This is a genomic window from Streptomyces spinosus, from assembly GCF_020400655.1.
Taxonomy (GTDB): domain Bacteria; phylum Actinomycetota; class Actinomycetes; order Streptomycetales; family Streptomycetaceae; genus Streptomyces; species Streptomyces argyrophylli.
On the sequence record NZ_JAINRC010000001.1, the window covers coordinates 427,444 to 447,256 of the forward strand.

Annotated in this window: 16 protein-coding genes; 6 read left to right on the forward strand and 10 right to left on the reverse strand. The window is 74.1% G+C overall.

Annotated features, from left to right (window positions below):
- Positions 1-126: 126 nt before the first annotated feature.
- Entirely contained in the window at positions 127-567 is a 441-nt protein-coding gene (locus tag LG395_RS01830) for an SRPBCC family protein (protein WP_171151592.1), read from the forward strand.
- A 28-nt stretch (positions 568-595) separates the two neighbouring features.
- On the opposite strand, the gene LG395_RS01835 is transcribed toward LG395_RS01830, so the two are convergent.
- From LG395_RS01835 to LG395_RS01860, 6 genes are all read right to left on the reverse strand, one after another.
- Positions 596-1,234 carry a LysE family translocator gene (locus tag LG395_RS01835; RefSeq protein ID WP_225808177.1) on the reverse strand — a complete coding sequence of 213 codons (639 nt, stop codon included), beginning with the start codon at positions 1,232-1,234 and terminating at the stop codon, positions 596-598.
- A 43-nt stretch (positions 1,235-1,277) separates the two neighbouring features.
- The gene (locus LG395_RS01840) at positions 1,278-2,429 is read right to left on the reverse strand and encodes an XdhC family protein (protein WP_225808178.1); all 1,152 of its coding nucleotides are present in this window, start codon (positions 2,427-2,429) and stop codon (positions 1,278-1,280) included.
- A gap of 120 nt (positions 2,430-2,549) precedes the next feature.
- A complete protein-coding gene (locus LG395_RS01845; protein WP_225808179.1) occupies positions 2,550-4,007 on the reverse strand; it encodes an NCS2 family permease in 1,458 nt (485 codons plus the stop codon).
- 157 nt (positions 4,008-4,164) lie between these two features.
- A complete protein-coding gene (locus tag LG395_RS01850) occupies positions 4,165-6,546 on the reverse strand; it encodes a xanthine dehydrogenase family protein molybdopterin-binding subunit (RefSeq protein ID WP_225808180.1) in 2,382 nt (793 codons plus the stop codon).
- 2 nt (positions 6,547-6,548) lie between these two features.
- Positions 6,549-7,124: a (2Fe-2S)-binding protein gene (locus LG395_RS01855; protein ID WP_225808181.1), complete on the reverse strand. Its 576-nt coding sequence runs from the start codon at positions 7,122-7,124 to the stop codon at positions 6,549-6,551.
- On the reverse strand, positions 7,124-8,017 hold the full coding sequence (locus tag LG395_RS01860) for an FAD binding domain-containing protein (protein ID WP_225808182.1): 894 nt from the start codon (positions 8,015-8,017) through the stop codon (positions 7,124-7,126). The genes LG395_RS01855 and LG395_RS01860 overlap by 1 nt, the downstream gene beginning before the upstream one ends.
- Before the next feature lie 351 nt (positions 8,018-8,368).
- Between LG395_RS01860 and LG395_RS01865 the strand changes: the two genes are divergently transcribed.
- Together LG395_RS01865 and LG395_RS01870 are read left to right on the forward strand one after the other, a co-directional pair.
- Entirely contained in the window at positions 8,369-10,042 is a 1,674-nt protein-coding gene (locus LG395_RS01865; RefSeq protein WP_171151606.1) for a PucR family transcriptional regulator, read from the forward strand.
- A 166-nt stretch (positions 10,043-10,208) separates the two neighbouring features.
- Positions 10,209-10,973: a hypothetical protein gene (locus LG395_RS01870; RefSeq protein WP_171151609.1), complete on the forward strand. Its 765-nt coding sequence runs from the start codon at positions 10,209-10,211 to the stop codon at positions 10,971-10,973.
- A gap of 351 nt (positions 10,974-11,324) precedes the next feature.
- Here LG395_RS01870 and LG395_RS01875 read toward each other — a convergent pair whose 3' ends face one another.
- Positions 11,325-12,122 (reverse strand): GntR family transcriptional regulator, encoded by a 798-nt coding sequence (locus tag LG395_RS01875; RefSeq protein ID WP_225808183.1) that lies wholly within the window; start codon positions 12,120-12,122, stop codon positions 11,325-11,327.
- Between the two features lie 179 nt (positions 12,123-12,301).
- Here LG395_RS01875 and LG395_RS01880 point away from each other — a divergent pair, with 179 nt between their 5' ends.
- Entirely contained in the window at positions 12,302-13,144 is an 843-nt protein-coding gene (locus LG395_RS01880; protein WP_225808184.1) for a (2Fe-2S)-binding protein, read from the forward strand.
- 314 nt (positions 13,145-13,458) lie between these two features.
- On the forward strand, positions 13,459-14,502 hold the full coding sequence (locus tag LG395_RS01885) for a DUF2637 domain-containing protein (protein ID WP_171151614.1): 1,044 nt from the start codon (positions 13,459-13,461) through the stop codon (positions 14,500-14,502).
- An 81-nt stretch (positions 14,503-14,583) separates the two neighbouring features.
- Here the strand turns inward: LG395_RS01885 and LG395_RS01890 are convergent, their stop codons facing one another.
- The 3 genes from LG395_RS01890 to LG395_RS01900 form a co-directional block, all read right to left on the reverse strand.
- The gene (locus LG395_RS01890; protein ID WP_171151616.1) at positions 14,584-15,027 is read right to left on the reverse strand and encodes an ATP-binding protein; all 444 of its coding nucleotides are present in this window, start codon (positions 15,025-15,027) and stop codon (positions 14,584-14,586) included.
- 318 nt (positions 15,028-15,345) lie between these two features.
- Entirely contained in the window at positions 15,346-17,088 is a 1,743-nt protein-coding gene (locus LG395_RS01895) for a pyruvate dehydrogenase (protein ID WP_171151618.1), read from the reverse strand.
- 69 nt (positions 17,089-17,157) lie between these two features.
- Positions 17,158-18,513, reverse strand: coding sequence for a protein phosphatase 2C domain-containing protein (locus LG395_RS01900; protein ID WP_225808185.1), 1,356 nt, complete (start codon positions 18,511-18,513; stop codon positions 17,158-17,160).
- Between the two features lie 297 nt (positions 18,514-18,810).
- On the opposite strand from LG395_RS01900, the gene LG395_RS01905 reads away from it, so the two are divergent.
- Positions 18,811-19,800, forward strand: a complete 990-nt coding sequence (locus LG395_RS01905) for a helix-turn-helix transcriptional regulator (RefSeq protein WP_171151623.1) — start codon at positions 18,811-18,813, stop codon at positions 19,798-19,800.
- The last annotated feature ends 13 nt before the right edge of the window (positions 19,801-19,813 follow it).

Here is a 19,813-nt window from a genome sequence, read left to right on the forward strand (position 1 = left end):
CCCCCTGGCGCCGCCCCCGCACCCACGGTTCCACCATACGACTCCTGGCGGACACCTGCTACGCGAGCGGGACGGCGCGGCGGGTGAACCCGCCGGTGACCGGGGTCCCTTGCCTAGGATCGTGCCGTGCCCACCATCTCCTTCGAACGCACGGTCCCGCTGCCGCCCGGCGAGGCGTGGCGCCGGCTCACCGACTGGCCGCGCCACGCCGACGCGGTCCCGCTGACCCGGATCAGGGTGCTCACGCCCCCGCCGACCCGTGAGGGCACGCGCTTCGTGGCCCGGTCGGGGCTCGGCCCGCTCGCCTTCGACGACGTGATGGAGGTGACGGTGTGGCGACCGCCCGCCGGCGACGCGCCCGCGCTGTGCCGCCTGGACAAACGCGGCCGGCTGATCCTCGGCTGGGCGGAGATCGAGGTCCACCCGGAGCCCGGGGGCCGCAGCCGCGTGGTGTGGCGGGAGGACCTGAGCGTCCGCTTCCTCCCGCGGGCCTTCGACGGCCCCCTGGAGTCGGCCTCCCGGCTGTTGTTCGGCCGGGCGGCGGACCAGCTGCTGGCGCGGGGGTGAGCCGGGGGCGGGTGCCTGCGCGCGGCCCTCAGTCCTTGCGGCCCGTCAGGGCCACCGTCACGCCCAGGCCGATCATCGTCAGGCCACCCGTGCCGCCGACCGCGGACAGCCGGCGGGGGGACCGCGCGAACCAGTCGCGGGCGGCCGAGGCGGCCAGGCCCCAGACGGCGTCGGAGATCACCGCGATGGCGTTGAAGACGAGCCCGAGCAACAGCATCTGCGCGGGCACGTGACCCTGCTCGCGGTCCACGAACTGGGGCAGTACGGCGGCGAAGAAGACCATCGTCTTGGGGTTGGCCACGCCGACCGCGAACCCCTCCCCCAGGGTGCGCAGGCCACCGCGCGCCGGGCCGGACTCCGCGACCGCCGCCATCAGCGAGCCGCGCTGCCGCCACGCCTTGACGCCGAGGTGCACGAGGTACGCGGCGCCCGCGAGCTTCAGGGCCGTGAAGACCAGGACCGAGCGCTCGACGACCGATCCGATGCCGAACGCCACCGCGACGACGAGCAGGTACGCGCCGAGCGTGTTGCCGGCGACGGTGGTCAGCGCGGCCCGGCGGCCGTGGGCCAGCGCCCGTCCGATCACGAACAGCACACTGGGGCCGGGGACGACGATGAGCAGGAAGGACAGGACGGCGAAGGCCGCCAGCCGGTCGGGGGACACCATGCCGTCATGCAACACAGGGACCGCGGCGGCCGGCAAACGCTTTTCAGGCGACCGACCCGATCCGCCCCGCCGTTTCCGCCGCCGTGTCGTGGTGGATGGGGGTGTGCGCACCGGTCAGCGGCACCCCGCTGCCGCCGCGCCGGCCCGCGACGATCTCCGCCGCGATGGACAGCGCCGTCTCCTCCGGTGTGCGGGCGCCTAGGTCCAGGCCGATCGGGGAGCGCAGCCGGGCCAGCTCCAGCTCGCCGACGCCGACCGCGCGCAGCCGCTCGGCGCGGTCCAGGTGGGTGCGGCGCGAACCCATCGCGCCGACGTAGGCGACCGGCAGTCGCAGCGCCAGCTTCAGCAGCGGGACGTCGAACTTGGCGTCGTGGGTGAGGACGCACAGGACGCTGCGGCCGTCGACCTCGGTGCGCTCCAGGTACCGGTGGGGCCAGTCGACGACGATCTCGTCGGCCTCGGGGAAGCGGGCGCGGGTGGCGAAGACCGGGCGGGCGTCGCACACGGTGACGTGGTAGCCGAGGAACGCGCCGATCCGAACCAGGGCCGACGCGAAGTCGATCGCGCCGAAGACGATCATCCGGGGTGCGGGGACGGAGGATTCCACGAGCACCGTGAGCGGGGCGCCGCAGCGCGAGCCCTGTGCGCCGATCTCCAGGGTGCCGGTACGGCCGGCGTCCAGGAAGGCTCCGGCCTCGGCGGCGACCGTGCGGTCCAGCTCGGGGTGGGCGCCGAAGCCGCCGTCGTACGACCCGTCGGGCCGGACCAGCAGGGCCCGGCCGCGCAGTTCCCCGGGGCCCTCGGCGATCCGCGCGAGGGCCGCCGCCTCTCCCCGGGCGGCGGCGGCCAGCGCGGCCGCGTACACCGGCCGGCCGGGGCCCTCCGCCCGGACCGGCGTGACGAGGACGTCGATGACGCCCCCACAGGTCAGGCCGACGGCGAAGGCGTCCTCGTCGCTGTACCCGAAGCGCTGGAGGACGGGGTGGCCGTCCTCCAGCGCCTGCCGGCACAGCTCGTACACGGCGCCCTCCACGCACCCGCCGGAGACCGACCCGATCGCCGTGCCGTCGGCGTCCACCGCCAGGGCGGCGCCGGGCCGGCGCGGGGCGCTGCCGCCGACGGCCACCACCGTGGCGACGGCGAAGTCACGGCCCTGCTCGGCCCACCGGTCCAGCTCGTCGGCGATGTCCAGCATCTGTCGGTCTCCTTGAAGACGGGTGCAGGGGTCAGGGTGGTCAGGGCCTCTCGTTCGGACCATGCCGGGCTCGCGGGCCCTGGCACCGCGCCCTGATCCGGCTGGTCCGAACGAGAGGCCCTAGTGCACGCCCAGCCAGGCCTCGATGGGATGGAGGGCGAAGTAGACGAGGAAGACGGCCGTCAGGCCCCACATGAAGGCGCCGACCTCGCGGGCCTTGCCCTGTGCCGCCTTGATGGCGGTGTAGGAGATGACGCCCGCGGCGACACCGGTGGTGATGGTGTACGTGAACGGCATCAGGACGACGGTGAGGAAGACCGGGACCGCGGTCGCGCGGTCGGCCCAGTCCACGTGCCGGGCGTTCATCAGCATCATGGCGCCGATGACGACCAGCGCGGCGGAGGCGACCTCCTGCGGCACGATCGCGGTGACCGGGGTGAAGAACAGGCAGGCCGCGAAGAACAGGCCGGTGACGACGGAGGCGAGACCCGTGCGGGCCCCCTCGCCGACGCCCGTCGCCGACTCGATGAACACGGTCTGGCCGGAGCCGCCCGCCACACCGCCGATCGCGCCGCCGGCGCCGTCGATGAACAGCGCCTTGGACAGGCCCGGCATCCGGCCCCTGTCGTCGGCCAGTCCGGCCTCGGTGCCGACGCCGATGATGGTGGCCATCGCGTCGAAGAAGCCGGCGAGCACCAGGGTGAAGACGATCATGCCGATCGTCATCGCGCCGACCTCGCCCCAGCCGCCGAACCCGACGTTGCCGAAGAGCGAGAAGTCGGGCATCGAGACGGCGCTGCCGTGCAGTTCGGGGGCGCCACCGGCCCACTGCGCCGGGGCGATGACGCCGAGGCCGTTGAGGACGGCGGCGACGGCCGTGCCGGAGACGATGCCGATGAGGATGGCACCGGGGACGTTCCGGGCCTGCAGCATGAAGATCAGCAGCAGGGTGCCGGCGAAGAGCAGCACCGGCCAGCCGGTGAGTTCCCCGGCGGGACCGAGGGCGAGCGGGGTGGCCTTGCCCTGGTGCACGAAGCCGGACTTGTAGAAACCGATGAGGGCGATGAACAGGCCGATGCCCATGGTGATGCCGTGCTTGAGCGCGAGCGGGATCGCGTTCATGATCATCTCGCGCAGGCCGGTGACGACCAGCAGCATGATGACCACCCCGTACAGCACGCACATGCCCATGGCCTGCGGCCAGGTCATGGCGGGGGCGACCTGCGAGGACAGGACGCCGGAGACGGAGAGGCTGGCGGCGAGGGCGAGCGGCACCTTGCCGACGAACCCCATCAGCAGCGTGGTGAAGGCCGCCGCGAACGCGGTCGCGGTGATCAGCGCCTTCTGGCCGAGCGTGTCCCCGGCCGCGTCCTTGCCGGACAGGATGAGGGGGTTGAGCAGGAGGATGTAGGCCATCGCCATGAAGGTGGTGATGCCGCCGCGCACCTCACGCGCGACCGTCGATCCTCTTCCGGATATGTGGAAGTACCGGTCGAGCCAGGACCGCCCGGCCGGGACGCGGCTGCCTTCGCCCGCGTCCTCGGCGGCGGTCCTGGGCTCCACTGACTGCTGGGCCATGGGCCAACTCCCAAGGTTCATAGGTGCACCCGTGTGCGGCGCCTTGACCGGGCACGGGATTTGGGATTGGACGACCCGGGGGACGGCCCGAGACGAACAGTGGGGGCCCGGGGGGAGATGGTCCCCCCGGGGAATCACCGGTTGGATCCCCGAAGGGTCACGTTCCCGTCAGGTGTTCGGGCCGCACCGGCGTGCGGTTGAGCTCCAGCCCGGTCGCGTTCCGGATCGCCGCGAGGACGGCCGGGGTGGACGACAGGGTCGGGGCCTCGCCGATGCCGCGCAGCCCGTACGGGGCGTGCTCGTCGGCGAGTTCGAGCACGTCGACCGGGATGGTCGGCGTGTCGAGGATGGTGGGGATCAGGTAGTCCGTGAAGGAGGGATTGCGGACCTTCGCGGTCTTCGGGTCCACGACGATCTCCTCCATCACGGCCACGCCCAGGCCCTGGGTCGTACCGCCCTGGATCTGGCCGATGACGGAGAGCGGGTTGAGCGCCTTGCCGACGTCCTGGGCGCAGGCCAGTTCGACGACCTTGACCAGGCCGAGCTCGGTGTCCACCTCGACGACCGCGCGGTGGGCGGCGAAGGAGTACTGGACGTGCCCGTTGCCCTGGCCGGTGCGCAGGTCGAAGGGCTCGGTCGGCCGGTGCCGCCACTCCTCCTCGACCTCCACGACCCGGTCCTCCAGGACGTCGGCCAGGTCGGCGAGGACCTCACCGCCGTCGGTGACGACCTTGCCGCCCTCCAGCAGCAGCTCCGCCGTGGCCCAGGCGGGGTGGTAGGAGCCGAACCTGCGCCGGCCGATCTCCAGGACCCGCTCGCGGACCAGCTCGCAGGCGTATCTGACGGCGCCGCCGGTGACGTACGTCTGCCGGGAGGCCGAGGTCGAACCGGCCGAGCCCACCTGGGTGTCCGCCGGGTGGATCGTCACCTGTGCGACGCCCAGCTCGGTGCGGGCGATCTGCGCGTGGACGGTGACTCCGCCCTGGCCGACCTCGGCCATCGCGGTGTGCACGGTGGCGACGGGCTCACCGCCCACGACCTCCATGCGCACCTTGGCGGTGGAGTAGTCGTCGAAGCCCTCGGAGAAGCCGACGTTCTTGATGCCGACCGCGTAGCCGACCCCGCGTACGACGCCCTCGCCGTGCGTGGTGTTGGACAGTCCGCCGGGCAGCTGGCGCACGTCGGCGCCCTCGCTGGACTCCCACTGGCGCTCGGGCGGCATGGGCATCGCCTTGACGCGGCGCAGGAGTTCGGCGACCGGCGCCGGGGAGTCGACCGGCTGTCCGGTCGGCATGACGGTGCCCTGTTCCATGGCGTTGAGCTGCCGGAACTCCACCGGGTCCATGCCCAGTTCCTTCGCCAGCCTGTCCATCTGCGCCTCGTAGGCGAAGCACGCCTGGACCGCGCCGAAGCCGCGCATCGCGCCGCAGGGCGGGTTGTTGGTGTAGAGGGCGACGGCCTCGATGTCGACGTCGTCGATGACGTACGGGCCGGCGCTCAGCGAGGCGGCGTTGCCGACGACCGCCGGGGAGGCGGAGGCGTAGGCGCCGCCGTCCAGGACGATCCGGCACTTCATGTGGGTCAGCTTGCCGTCGCGGGTGGCCCCGTGCTCGTAGCGGAGCTTGGCCGGGTGGCGGTGGACGTGCCCGAAGAAGGACTCGAACCGGTTGTAGACGATCTTCACCGGCTTGCCGGTGCGCAGTGCCAGCAGGCAGGCGTGGATCTGCATCGACAGGTCCTCGCGTCCGCCGAAGGCGCCGCCGACGCCGGCCAGGGTCATGCGCACCTTGTCCTCGGGCAGGCCGAGGACGGGCGCCATCTGGCGCAGGTCGGAGTGGAGCCACTGGGTGGCGATGTAGAGGTGGACGCCACCGTCCTCCTCGGGCACGGCGAGGCCGGACTCCGGGCCGAGGAAGGCCTGGTCCTGCATGCCGAAGGTGTACTCGCCCTCCACGATGACGTCCGCGCGCCGGCGCGCCTCCGCCACGTCGCCGCGGATGATCGGCTGGCGGTGCACGATGTTCGGGTGCGGCACGTGCCCGGCGTGGTGGTCGTCGCGGTGCTCGTGGACGAGGATCGCGTCCGGTGCGGTGGCGGAGGCCTCGTCGGTGACGACGGGCAGCTCCCTGTAGTCCACCTTGATCTTGGCGGCGGCGCGGCGGGCCGTCTCCGGGTGGTCGGCGGCGACGATCGCGACCGGCTCGCCGTGGTGGCGCACCTTGCCGTGCGCGAGGACCGGGGTGTCCTGGATCTCCAGGCCGTAGTTCTTCACCTCGGTGGGCAGGTCGTCGTACGTCATGACGGCGTACACGCCGGGCAGGGCGAGGGCCTCGGAGGTGTCGATGGAGACGATCTCGGCGTGCGCGACGGTGGAGCGCAGGATCTGGCCCCACAGCATGTCCTCGTGCCACATGTCGGACGAGTACGCGAACTCGCCTGTCACCTTGAGGGTGCCGTCCGGGCGGAGCGTGGACTCCCCGATGCCGCCCCTGGTCTGCGAGCCCTGGGTGATCTTGGTGGGTGCGCCGTTGGCCGGCATGCTCAGACCCCCTCGGACTGGCGGGCGGCCGCCAGGCGGACCGCGTCCATGATCTTCTCGTAGCCCGTGCAGCGGCACAGGTTGCCCGACAGCGCCTCGCGGATGTCGGCGTCGCTCGGGTTCGGGTTGCGCTCCAGCATCTCGTCGGCGGCGACGAGCAGGCCGGGGGTGCAGAAGCCGCACTGGACGGCGCCGGCGTCGATGAACGCCTGCTGCACGGGGCTCAGTCCGGTGCCCTCGCCGGTCTGCGAGTCGGCGCGCCCGGCCTGCCATCCCCTCGCCTCGTCCAGGCTCGTGCCACCGCGGGCGCCCGTCCCGCAGGAGCGCTGCCTGGCGTAGTCGGCCAGCCCCTCGACGGTCACGACGTCCCGGCCCTCGGCCTGGCCGGCCGCGACCAGGCAGGAACAGACGGGCACGCCGTCGAGGCGGACCGTGCAGGAACCGCACTCGCCCTGCTCGCAGGCGTTCTTGGAGCCCGGCAGGCCGAGCCGCTCGCGCAGCACGTACAGCAGGGACTCGCCCTCCCAGACGTCGTCGGCCTCCTGCGGGCGTCCGTTGACGGTGAAGTTGACGCGCATCACGCAGCTCCCTCGGTGGCGCGGCGGGCGCCGCGGTACGACTCCCAGGTCCAGGTCAGCGTCCGGCGGGCCATCACGCCGACCGCGTGCCGGCGGTAGCTCGCGGTGCCCCGGACGTCGTCGATCGGGTTGCAGGCGGCGGAGCACAGGTCCGCGAACCGCTTGGCGGCCGACGGGGTGATGATCTTCCCGTTGTCCCAGAAGCCGCCCTCCTCCAGGGCCGCGTTCAGGAACTCCTCGGCGGCCGTGGCGCGCACCGGGGTGGGCGCGGCCGAGCCGATGCCGGTGCGCACGGTCCGGGTCCGCGGGTGCAGGGCCAGCCCGAAGGCGCACACGGCGATGACCATGGCGTTGCGGGTGCCGACCTTCGAGTACTGCTGCGGGCCGTCGGCCTTGTCGATGTGCACGGCGCGGATCAGCTCGTCGGACTGGAGCGCGTTGCGCTTGACGCCCGTGTAGAACGCGTCGACCGGGATGCGCCGGGTGCCGCGGGCCGCCGACTCCACCTCGACCTCGGCGCCGGCCGCGAGCAGGGCGGGGTGGGCGTCACCGGCGGGCGAGGCCGTGCCGAGGTTGCCGCCGACGCCGCCGCGGTTGCGGATCTGCGGGGAGGCGACCGTGTGCGAGGCGAGCGCGAGGCCCGGCAGCTCGGCACGGAGGTTCTCCATGATCGCGGTGTACGGGACGGAGGCACCCAGCCGCACGGTGTCCTCGCCGACCTCCCACTCGTAGAGGTCGCCGACGCGGCCCAGGTCGAGGAGGTACTCGGGCCTGCGGTGATCGAAGTTGATCTCGACCATCACGTCGGTGCCACCCGCAATCGGCACAGCGGTGGGGTGCTCGGCCTTCGCGGCGAGCGCCTCCTCCCAGCTGGCGGGGCGAAGGAAGTCCATGACCGGCTCTCTTCTTCGTCTCAGTGCTCTTGAGGTCGTGCAGATTGAGCCAATCCGTGTGCGGCGGGCCCGGCTCGTTCATGTGCTGTTCACGCGGAGTGGACTCAGTACACCGTCCTGTGCTCCGACGGGGTCAGTCACCGAAACCATGAAGGAGTTCGCTGGCCAGCAGGAGCATCTTGTAGATTCGTATGAACGGAGGTCATCGCTCACCTCTCCGTTTTCCCGGGGAAACACGGGTGACGGCACGGCGGCCCCCACTCCGGCCGGTGCGGCCCCTGACCGGGCCGCTTCACGGTGCTCCTCCAAGATCCATCGTAGGTTTCGAGACAGAAGAACGGCGGCGACGAGATGCGGCTGCGCGCACTGCTGGACACCGACGCGCTGGGCCTGCGGCTGCTCGGCGGCGAGGGCGAACTGGACCGCGCGGTGCGCGGGGTCATGACCACCGACCTGCGCGACCCGAGCCGCTACCTCTCCGGCGGTGAGCTGGTGCTCACCGGGCTCGCCTGGCGCCGGGACGCCGCCGACTCCGAGCCCTTCGTACGGATCCTGGTGCAGGCCGGGGTGGCCGCCCTCGCGGCCGGCGAGGCCGAGCTGGGCGATGTGCCGGACGACCTGGTGCTGGCCTGCGCGAAGCACCGGCTGCCGCTGTTCGCCGTGCACGAGTCGGTGGCGTTCGCGACGATCACCGAGCACGTGGTGCGGCAGGTCTCCGGCGAGCGCGCCGGGGACCTGGCGGCCGTCGTGGACCGGCACCGCCGGATGATGACCTCGGGTCCGGCCGGCGGCGGCCCGGACGTCGTCCTCGACCTGCTCGGCTCCGACCTCGACCTGCGCGCCTGGGTGCTCTCCCCCACCGGCCGGATGATCGCCGGTTCCAAGGCGGCGGGCCCGGCGCTGCCCGCCGAGACCTGCGCCCGGCTCGCCGCCGAGCACCTGGCGGCCACCCGCACCGGCCGCCGCGGCCCGTACCGCGTCCAGGTGCACGGCACCACCTTCTCCCTCTTCCCGGTCCGCTCCTCCGGCCGCTCCCCGCAGGCCGCCCGCGATGTCCGCGAGACGGTCCTGTCGGACTGGCTGCTGGCCGTCGAGGCGGACGCGGGCGACTGGCCCGGCGAGCGCCTGGACCTGCTGCAGGGCGTGACCCAGCTGATCGCCGTGGAGCGGGACCGCCGGGACGCGGGCCGCACGGTCCGCCGCCGGCTCGCCCAGGAGGTGCTGGAGCTGGTGCAGACGGGCGCCGCGCCCGCCGAGATCGCCGCCCGCCTCCGGGTGGCGGCCCCGGTGCTGCTCCCCGGGCTCGGGGCGGCCCCGCACTGGCAGATCGTGGTGGCCCGGGTCGAGTGGGAGGACGGCGAGGTCGAGGGCGGCCCGGTCGCCCAGTCCCTGCTGGAGGAGGTGCTGGTCGACCCGCTGGCCACCGGCCCCGAGCCCTCCGACCGCATAGCCGTCGCGCACACCGGCGACGAGGCCGTCGCCCTGGTGCCGCTGCCCGCGGTCGCCGCCGAGCACGACGGCTCGGAGACCGGTCTGCTCGCCGACGCCCTGCTGCGGTCGGTGCGCGAGCCGCTGTCGGCCGGCCTGGACGAGGACGGCCGGCTCACCCTCGGGGTCAGCGCGGCCGTGCACTCCGCGGAGGGCCTGCGCGGTGCCCTGGAGGAGGCCCGGCACGCCCGCCGGGTCGCCGCCGCCCGTTCCGGCCGCGTCTGCGCGGCCGGCCACCAGGAGCTGGCGTCGCACGTCCTGCTGCTGCCGTTCGTCCCGGACGACGTCCGGCGCGCCTTCACCGCCCGCCTGCTGGACCCGCTGAAGGAGTACGACCGCCGGCACCGGGCCGAGCTGATCCCGACCCTGGAGGCGTTCCTGGACTCCGACGGCTCCTGGACGCGCTGCGCCACCCGCCTGCACCTGCACGTCAACACGCTGCGCTACCGGGTCGGCCGCATCGAGCAGTTGACGGGACGGGACCTGTCCCGGCTGGAGGACAAGCTGGACTTCTTCCTGGCCCTGCGCATGAGCTGAGGTCAGCGGGGCGTGCGGCGGCCGGACGAGGTCACGCCCGCGCCCCACTACTTTGTGAAATCTTTCACCCACCCTCTTGGCCGGGCCCCGCGAATGGTGCTGGAATGCCGCCACCACTCAACAGCTCGATGGCGTGCTCGGGGAGGGCAACGTGGCGCATACCGCCATGTCTGGTAACGGAACCACCGGTGACGATCCGCTCCAGACCGCGGTATGGCGGTTGCGCAGCCGGGCCTGCTGGGCCGACGCGGCGGCTCTGCTGCCCGCCGACCGCCCCGCCCCGGCGTTGCAGCGGGCCGCCCTGCTGGCCGAACGGTGCCTGTACACCGAGCGGGGCTGGGAGGAGGCGGAGGACGCGCTGCGGACGGCGGAGGCGGTGGCGCACAGCGACGAGGAGCGGGGTGCCGCCGCCTGCGAGCGGGGCTACCTGGCGTACGCCGCGACCCTGCTGGGGGTGCGCGACCGGGCCGACGAGGCGCGGGCCGCGCTGGGCCGGGCGGCGGCGCTGATCCCGCCGGGGGCCGGGGGGCGGGCCCTGCTGGACTTCCGGCGGGGGCTGGTGGCCCAGAACCTGGCCGGCGCCCCGCAGGCGGCGCGCGCCGCGTTCCGCCGGGCGCACGCCGCCGCCACGGCGAACGCCGACCCGTTGCTGCTGTCCTTCACCTGGCGCCACCTGGCGGGGCTCGCGCTGCGGGAGGGCGAGTTGGCGGAGGCGCGGCACGGCTTCGCCGAATCCCTGCGGATCAGGGAGGAGCTGGGCTACCTGGTGGGCACGGCGCCGGCGCTGGTCTCCCTGGCCGACACGGAGGAGGAACCGGAGGCGTCCCGGCTGCGCGAGGAGGCCCGCCGCCTGTTCCGGCTGCTGGGCGGGGTGCCGACGTGGCTGGCGCAACAGCTGGCACCGCCCGCGCCCGGGGCGGCGACGGCGTAGGGGGCCGGGGGAATCGGCGCCGGGCGCGGGCGCGTGGTGCTCGACCACGCCGTTCCCGGCGCACCACGGGAACCCGCCGGCCGCCCCGCCCGCGGAGCGCGGGGAACCGCGCGCCCGGCCCCGGCGGACCCCCGCCCGGTACCCACGCCCCCGTCGGTGCTCAGCCCGCGCCCGGGGTGGCGACGGCGTAGGGGGCCGGGGGAATCGGCGCCGGGCGCGGGCGCGTGGTGCTCGACCGCGCCGTTCCCGGGGCACCACGGGAGCCCGCCGGCCGCCCCGCCCGCGGAGCGCGGGGAACCGCGCGGACGGGCCCGGCGGACCCCCGCCCGGTACCCACGCCCCCGTCGGTGCTCAGCCCGCGCCCGCGAAATGCCCGGCCACGAGCCCCCGCACCCGCTCGACGTCGCCGGAGGCCAGCGCGTCCAGCAGGGCGCGGTGCTCCGCCGCGTCGGCGAGCAGCTCCGTCCGTCCCAGCCGCACCGGGGGCCACTGGGCGCGCCGGTGCAGGTCCTCGGCGACGCGGACCAGCTGCTCGTTGCCCGACAGGGCGAGCAGGGCCCGGTGGAAGGACCGGTCGCACTCCGCGTACGCCGCCGGGCAGCCGGCGGCGGCCACCCGTACCGTCTCCTCCGCGAGCGGCCGCAGCTCGGCCCACCGCTCGGCGGGCACCGTACGCGCGAGCCGCGCCATCACCGGCACCTCGATGAGCGCGCGCACCTCCGCCAGCTCGGCCAGCTCCCGCGCGCCCCGCTCGACCACCCGGAAGCCGCGGTTGGGCACGACCTCGACGGCGCCCTCCAGCGCGAGCTGCTGCATGGCCTCCCGCACGGGCGTGGCCGAGACGCCGAAGCGTTCCCCGAGCGCCGGCCCCGAGTAGACCTCGCCCGGCTTCAGGTCACCGGTGACCAGCGCCGTGCGCAGCGCGTCCAGGATCTGCCCGCGCACCGAGGAGCGCTGCACCGCGGCCCGGGGCTCCGGGACCGGCCGCTCCGCGTGGGTGTGCTCGCCGCGTGCCGCGCCCGGCACCGCGGCGTCCCGCTCCCGGTCCGGGCCGGCGGCGGCCGGCCGCTGCCGCTGCCGCTGCCGCTGCTGCGCGGGCACGCGCGCGGCGGCCGGCGCGCCCGGGGAGCCCTGCACGCCCTGCTTCACGGCTCCTCCTGGCGGCTTGTCGGCACTTGGGGTCATTAACGACGGGTTGTCGCTTGTCCGTCAAGCACCTTAGGCGCACCGGGCGGCAGTTCAAACTCCGGCGACTCCGGATAAGGTGAGGCTTACCTGTGCAGCCTAGTCCGTGCTCGCGGACGCGTCCAAGGACCGGTGGTCCCGCCATGCCCGCTGCGGCCTCTCCGCTCACCGCCGCGTACGACCGCCTCGCCACGGCCTTCCCGGGCCTGACCGTGACCGAACTGGGACCGGACGACCCGGCCCCGGAGGGCGCGGGCTGGACCGGCGCCGCCGGGCTCGCCGCGGGCGGCGCGGAGCTGGACGCCTTCCTCGCCCGGGACGCGGACCAGGTGGTGCGGGACTACGGCCGGCCGGCCCGCCCGGACGTCGTCGCGAGTTTCGGCCTGCACCGCTACGCCTGGCCGGCCTGTCTGCTGATCACCGTCCCGTGGTTCCTGCACCGCCGGGTGCCCCGGCTGCCCGTGACACACGTCTGGTACGACCGCACGGCCGGCCGGATGGCCGTACGGCCTCCCGTCTCCCTCGCCTGTCTGCCGGGTGACCCCGCCGCCGCACTGCCCGGCGCCGTCGTCGTCCCGGACGAGGAGGCGCTGCGGGCCGAGGTGCGGGCGGCCGTGGCCGCCCACCTGGAGCCGCTGCTCGGCGCCTTCGGGCCCCGGATGCGGCGGCGGGGGCGCGCCCTGTGGGGCATGGCGACCGACGAGCTCGTGGAGGGCCTCTGGTACGTCGCGGGGCTGTTCGGCGAGCGGGAGGCGGCGCGGGCCGTGCGCGAGCTGGAGCTGCTGCTGCCGGGGGCGACCCTGCCGTACGCCGGCGGCGCCGGGTTCCGGACGCTGACCGCGCCGGACGGCGCACGGCTGCCCACCCGGGACCGGGTGAGCTGCTGCATGTTCTACACCGTCCGCCCGAAGGACACCTGCGCCACCTGCCCGCGCACCGGCGACAGCGAACGGATCGCCAAACTCACGGCGTGCGCGGCGGCCTGAGGGGTGGTCAGGGCGGGAGCACGCCCCTGCGTCCACTAGGATCACCCGCACAGGACCGCCCGCCCTCGGCGCGGTTCCCGGACAGGTGATTCACAACTTCCTCACCCGTCGCGGGAACTTTCCGAGGAACCATCCGTACGGGTAGTCTTATTCGAACTCAACTCCCGCCCCTCAAGCGGCAGTTCGAGCAGAACGCCGTCCTGGGCATCCCCTTGCACCTTATTGGCGGCCTCTTGCCCCGAAACCCCCTGAGGGCCCTCGGGAGTGGGCCACTATGGCGGGCGTTACGCCCTATCCCAATGCAAGGGACCCTGATGAGACTGACCGACATATCGCTGAACTGGCTGCTTCCGGGCGCCGTACTGCTCCTGGGCGTGCTGGCGGCGGTGGCGGTGCTCGCGCGCGGCAAGCGCTCGGCCGGGGAGAACGCGAGCGCGGACGACTCGTGGGAGCGCAGCGAGGAGCGCCGCAGGCGCAAGGAGGCCATCTACGGCACGGCCTCCTACGTGCTGCTGTTCTGCTGTGCGGCGGTGGCGGCGGCCCTGTCCTTCCACGGCCTCGTCGGCTTCGGTGAGCAGAACCTCGGGCTGACCGACGGCTGGCAGTACCTGGTGCCGTTCGGCCTGGACGGCGCGGCGATGTTCTGCTCCGTCCTCGCGGTCCGCGAGGCCAGCCACGGTGACGCGGCGCTCGGTTCCCGGATACTCGTCTGGCTGTTCGCCGCCGCGGCGGCCTGGTTCAACTGGGTGCACGCGCCCCGGGGCGCGGGGCACGCCGGCGCGCCGCAGTTCTTCTCCGGCATGTCGCTGTCGGCGGCCGTGCTGTTCGACCGGGCGCTGAAGCAGACCCGCCGGGCCGCGCTGCGCGAGCAGGGCCTGGTGCCGCGTCCGCTGCCGCAGATCCGGATCGTGCGCTGGGTGCGGGCGCCCCGCGAGACCTACAAGGCCTGGTCGCTGATGCTCCTGGAGGGCGTGCGCAGCCTCGACGAGGCCGTCGAGGAGGTCCGCGAGGACAAGCGGCAGAAGGAGGAGACCCGGCAGCGGCGGCGCGACCAGCAGCGGGTGGAGCGCGCCCAGCTCAAGGCGATCAGCCGGGGCCACCGCGGCTTCGCGGGCCGGGGTTCCGGCCGGCAGGTCGAGGTGCAGGCCGTGGAGCGCGGCCCGGCTCCCGCGACCGCGGAGCCTGCCATATCGACCGCGGAGCAGCTGCCCGTCCGCGCACGGCCCTCCCTGCAGCGGGTCCCCAGCGGGAGTGAGCCGGTGACCGTCGACCTCACCGCCGAGGACGACACCATGGCCCTGCCGCGCCTGGACTCCCTGGAGCGCAAGCTGAAGGACCTGGAGCAGCAGTTCGGCTGACGGCCGGACCCGCGGTGCGACCGCGGTACGGGACGGGGGCGTGACCGCGCGGGTCACGCCCCCGTCCCGTCGCGCTGTGCCTCACGCCGCCTCGGCGCCGAGTTCGAACCACACCGACTTGCCCACCTCGTGCGGCCGTACACCCCAGGCGTCGGCGAGGGACCGCACCAGCAGCAGGCCCCGGCCGTGGGTGTCGTCGTCCGTCGCCGGCGCGTGCGGCTCGGGTCTGCGGGCCACGAAGTCCCGTACCTCCACGCGCAGTCCGCCGGGGTCCACGACGGCCGTGAGGACGGCGTCGTCGTCGGTGTGGACGAGCGCGTTGGTGACGAGTTCGCTGGTGAGCAGTTCGGCGATCTCCGAGCGGCCCGGCTTGCCCCAGTGCCGCAGCAGTTCGCGCAGCTCCCGGCGGGCCTCCGGCACCGCCCTGAGGTCCGCCCGTTCCAGCTCGCGCCGCAGCCGCCGCGCGTGTTCGGTGGTGGTGTCGGTCGCTTCCCCCGTTGTCGCCGAGAAGGCCCCTATCGTCACGGGACCGCCCCCTCGCGCCTGCCTCTTCATGACCCCCGCCCGCACGCCGCCGGTCCCTGCCCCTCCTGGTCGAACACGTTCACGGGGGGATGCTTGCCCAGCAGGCACCCGGGCAGTCCTGGCGCATGCCCGATGACCGGTGGTTCGGCCATATCCGTACCGCGGGAGGTCCGGCCACCGGACGGCGCGGCGGCCGGACGTCGCGCCCACCGGACGCCGCCGGACGCCACGGACGCCCCGGGACACCGGTCCGGCCGCGTCCGGCACCGGCCGGCGTCACGTGGTCACGCCACGTGAAACTGGCCGAAATCACTCCCCTTAGAGCCGCGGCACGTTGCGCAGGTTCGAGCGGGCCATCTGGAGCATCCGGCCGACCCCGCCGTCCAGCACGATCTTGGAGGCGGACAGCGCGAACCCGGTGACCATCTCGGCGCTGATCTTCGGCGGGATGGACAGCGCGTTGGGGTCGGTGACGACGTCCACCAGGGCCGGTCCCTTGTGCCGGAAGGCGTCCTTGAGGGCCCCGGCGAGCTGCTTGGGCTTCTCCACGCGCACTCCGTAGGCGCCGCAGGCCCGGGCGACGGCGGCGAAGTCGGGGTTGGTGTTGGTGGTGCCGTACGAGGGCAGCCCGGCGACCAGCATCTCCAGCTCCACCATGCCGAGGGAGGAGTTGTTGAACAGCACCACCTTGACCGGCAGGTCGTACTGCACCAGGGTCAGGAAGTCCCCCATCAGCATGGAGAATCCGCCGTCCCCGGCCATCGCGATCACCTGCCGGCGCCGGTCGGTGAACTGGGCGCCGATCGCCATCGGCAGCGCGTTGGCCATCGACCCGTGCGAGAAGGAACCGATGATCCGGCGGTGGCCGTTGGGCGAGACGTACCGGGCGGCCCAGACGTTGCACATGCCGGTGTCCACGGTGAACACGCTGTCCGCGTCGGCGACTTCGTCCAGTACGGCGGCCACGTACTCGGGGTGGATCGGGACGTGCTTGTCGACCTTCCGGGTGTACGCCTTGACCACGCCCTCCAGCGCGTCGGCGTGCCGCTTCAGCATCCGGTCCAGGAAGCGCCGGTCCTTCTTCTCCCTGACGCGCGGGATCAGGCACCGCAACGTCTCGCGGACGTCGCCCCACACGGCCAGGTCGAGCCGGGAGCGGCGGCCGAGCACCTCGGGCCGTACGTCGATCTGCGCGATGCGCACGTCGTCCGGCAGGAAGGCGTTGTACGGGAAGTCGGTGCCGACCAGGATCAGCAGGTCGCACTCGTGGGTGGCCTCGTAGGCGGCGCCGTAACCGAGCAGTCCGCTCATGCCGACGTCGTACGGGTTGTCGTACTGGATGAACTCCTTGCCGCGCAGCGCGTGCCCGACCGGCGCCTTGATCTTCCCGGCGAACTCCATGACCTCGGCGTGGGCGCCGGCGGTGCCGCTGCCGCAGAACAGGGTGACCCGGCCGGCCGCGTCGATCATCTCCACGAGCGCGTCGATCTCGGCGTCGCCCGGCCGCACGGTGGGCCGGGAGGCGACGAGTGCGCTCTGCGCGGCCTTCTCCGGGGCCGGTTCGCCGGCGATGTCGCCGGGCAGGGCCACCACGCTCACCCCGCTGCGGCCCACCGCGTGCTGGATGGCGGTCTGCAGCAGCCGGGGCATCTGCTTCGGGCTGGAGATCAGCTCGCAGTAGTGGCTGCACTCCTGGAACAGCCGTTCCGGATGGGTCTCCTGGAAGTAGCCGAGGCCGATCTCGCTCGACGGGATGTGCGAGGCGAGGGCCAGCACCGGGGCCATCGAGCGGTGGGCGTCGTACAGGCCGTTGATCAGGTGCAGGTTGCCCGGGCCGCAGGAGCCGGCGCAGGCGGCCAGCTTCCCGGTGATCTGGGCCTCGGCGCCGGCGGCGAAGGCGGCGGACTCCTCGTGGCGCACGTGGATCCAGTCGATGGCGGCGTTGCGGCGGACGGCGTCCACGACCGGGTTGAGGCTGTCGCCGACGACGCCGTACAGGCGCCGCACCCCGGCGCGGACGAGGATGTCGACGAACTGCTCGGCGACGTTCTGTTTGGCCATGGCGCGCGTCAGCCCCTTCGCTGTCCCGGGATACGGCCCTCCCGTTCCATCAATCCACAGGGGCGACGGTTACGCCTCCCACACGGCCGCCGCCGTACGGTCGTCGGCGTAGCCCTTCACCCGTACCTGGGCGTCGGCGAGGAAGGCGGCGAGGCCCGGCGGGGTACCGCCCGACCAGCGACGGGCCAGGTAGGCGCAGAGGGCGGGCTCGTCGCGCAGCGGGCCGGCAAGGCCCGCCGTGCACATCACCAGCGCATCACCCGGGCGGGCTACCGAGGCCCGGAACCGGAACGGTTCGCGGGGCGGCTCCGGGTCCGGCGGCGCGGGCTCGAAGGGGCTCGGCGGGGCCGGGAGGCCGAGGTCCATCGTCAGCCGGTCGCCCTCGGGCGTCCGCTCCGGCGGCGAGCCGGGGCCGGCGACGGCTGCGCCGGCGGCGCCCTCGGGCGCGACCCGCGGCTCGATGTCCTGCCAGGCGTCGTCCCGCAGCCGGAACAGCCCGCCGTCCCCGACGCCGAAGAAGACGCGGGTACGGCAGTCCGGGTCGGCGGGCAGCAGCAGACAGCGCAGGCTCGCCGTGTACTGCCCGGGGTCCAGGCCCTGTTCGGCGGCGCTCTCGCGGAGCCTGCCGAGACTGCGGTCGGTCAGCCGGTGCAGGCCCGACTTCAGGTCGCCGCGCCGGGCCGCGCGGATGTCCGCCACGAGCCGCTGGTGGCTGCGGCCCACGGCCCGCCCGATCGAGCGGCACGCCTCGGCCGCCGCCAGGTGCGCGCCCGGCGCGGACCGGGCCCCGGTGGCCATCGCGACCAGGAGCAGCGCCTGTTCCCCGGTCCCGAACCGCGCGGTGAGCAGCGCGTCCCGGCGCGGCTCGCCGCGGTAGCGGGACGAGTCCCCGCGCAGCGACACCGCCCGCAGGGTGCAGGCCCCGTACCGGGCGCCGTCCAGCACGGTGTCCGCGACCAGTTGCCCGAGTTCGTCCGGTTCGGCGAGCGGAAGCGCGGTGGGCTCGGGGTCGTAGGTGGGGGGTCCGGAGCCGACGTAGTCGACGGAGGGGGGCGGGGTGCTCCGCGGTGAGGGAGTGCTTCCGGGTGGCGCGGCGCCCTCCACGGGCGGGGCGGGTGCGGACGGTGGCGGCGGCGCGGTCCGCTGCGTCGGTACCGGCGCCTTCGCGGGTACCGGTGCCGGATCCACCGGGTCCGGTTCGGCCGGTCCGGGATCGACCGGTACCGCGTCGGCCGGTTCCCGGTCCACCGGGCCGGGGTCCACCGTGTCCGCGGGCCGTCTCCCCACCGCGTTCCGCGCCGAGGCGAAACGGTCGTCCAGGGAATCGGGCGCCGCGGTGGGGCCCGTGTCCTCGGTGCGGTCGTCGTACAGCTGCCCCCACCAGTCGTCGTCGTGACGGGCGGAGGTTCCCCCCTGCTGGCTCATGCCCCTGATTGTCCACCGCGCGGGCGGCCGGAAAACGGGACATGAGGAAAATCCGGCGCATCGCCCCCGTCGAACAGCGTGTCGAGGAACGTCTGAACCGCCGTACGAGCGGGGGCTGATGGCCGCCGGGCGGCCCCACCCCCCACGGGAGGACCGCCCGGCGACGTCCGTTCCCACCTTGGCAGAGTCACCACCGGTACGGCGATGATGTCCGGCGGCGGGTTTGCGCCGTGGCCGGTTTCCGCCAGGCCGTTCCGCTTTCCGTCGGTTGGTGTGCGCAGAGAGGGACGCGGGGCGATGCTGGCAGCGATAGGACTGGACGAGACGCACGAGGCGGCGTACCGGGCGCTGGTGTCCGTGGGCGCGGCCGACGTCACCGATCTGGCGCGGCGTCTGGCGCTGGCGGAGCACGACACCGAGCGGGCGCTGCGCCGGCTGGAGCGGCAGGGTCTCGCGGCCCAGTCCTCGGCGTGGCCGGGCCGCTGGGTCGCGGCTCCGCCCGGGGTGGCGCTGGGCGCGCTGCTCACCCGGCAGCGGCACGAGCTGGAGAAGGCGGAGCTGGCGGCGGCGCTGCTCGCGCAGGAGTACCGGGCGGCGGCGGCGGAGCCGGCGGTGCACGACCTGGTGGAGGTGGTGACCGGCGCGTCGGCGGTCGCCCAGCGCTTCCTCCAGCTCCAGCTGGGCGCGGCCGAGGAGGTGTGCGCGCTGGTGACCGGCAACCCGGTGGTCGTGTCCGGCATGGAGAACGACGCGGAGGAGCAGGCGGCCGGGCGCGGGGTGCGCTACCGGGTGGTGGTGGAGCGCGCGGTGCTGGACCTGCCGCACGGGCTGTCCGAGCTGACGGCGGCGCTCGGCCGGGACGAGCGGGTGCGGGTGGTGGACCGGGTGCCGACGAAGCTGGTGGTGGCCGACCGGTCGCTCGCGATGGTGCCGCTGACGTCGAGGACGGCGGAGCCGGCCGCGCTGGTGGTGCACGCCAGCGGGCTGCTGGAGCTGCTCGCCGGGCTGTTCGAGTCGGTGTGGCGGGAGGCGCTGCCGCTGCGGCTGGGGCCCGCGGGGGTGAGCGAGGAGGAGCCGGACGGCCCGGACGCCGTCGATCTGGAGGTGCTGTCGCTGCTGCTGGCCGGGCTGACCGACGCGAGCGTCGCCAAACAGCTGGACCTGGGCCTGCGGACGGTGCAGCGCCGGGTGCGGCGCCTGATGGAACTGGCCGGGGCGAGGACCCGGCTCCAGCTGGGCTGGCACGCCTGCGAACGCGGCTGGGTGTCCCGCGAAGCCGCCGGCTGACCTCCGGTGCCGG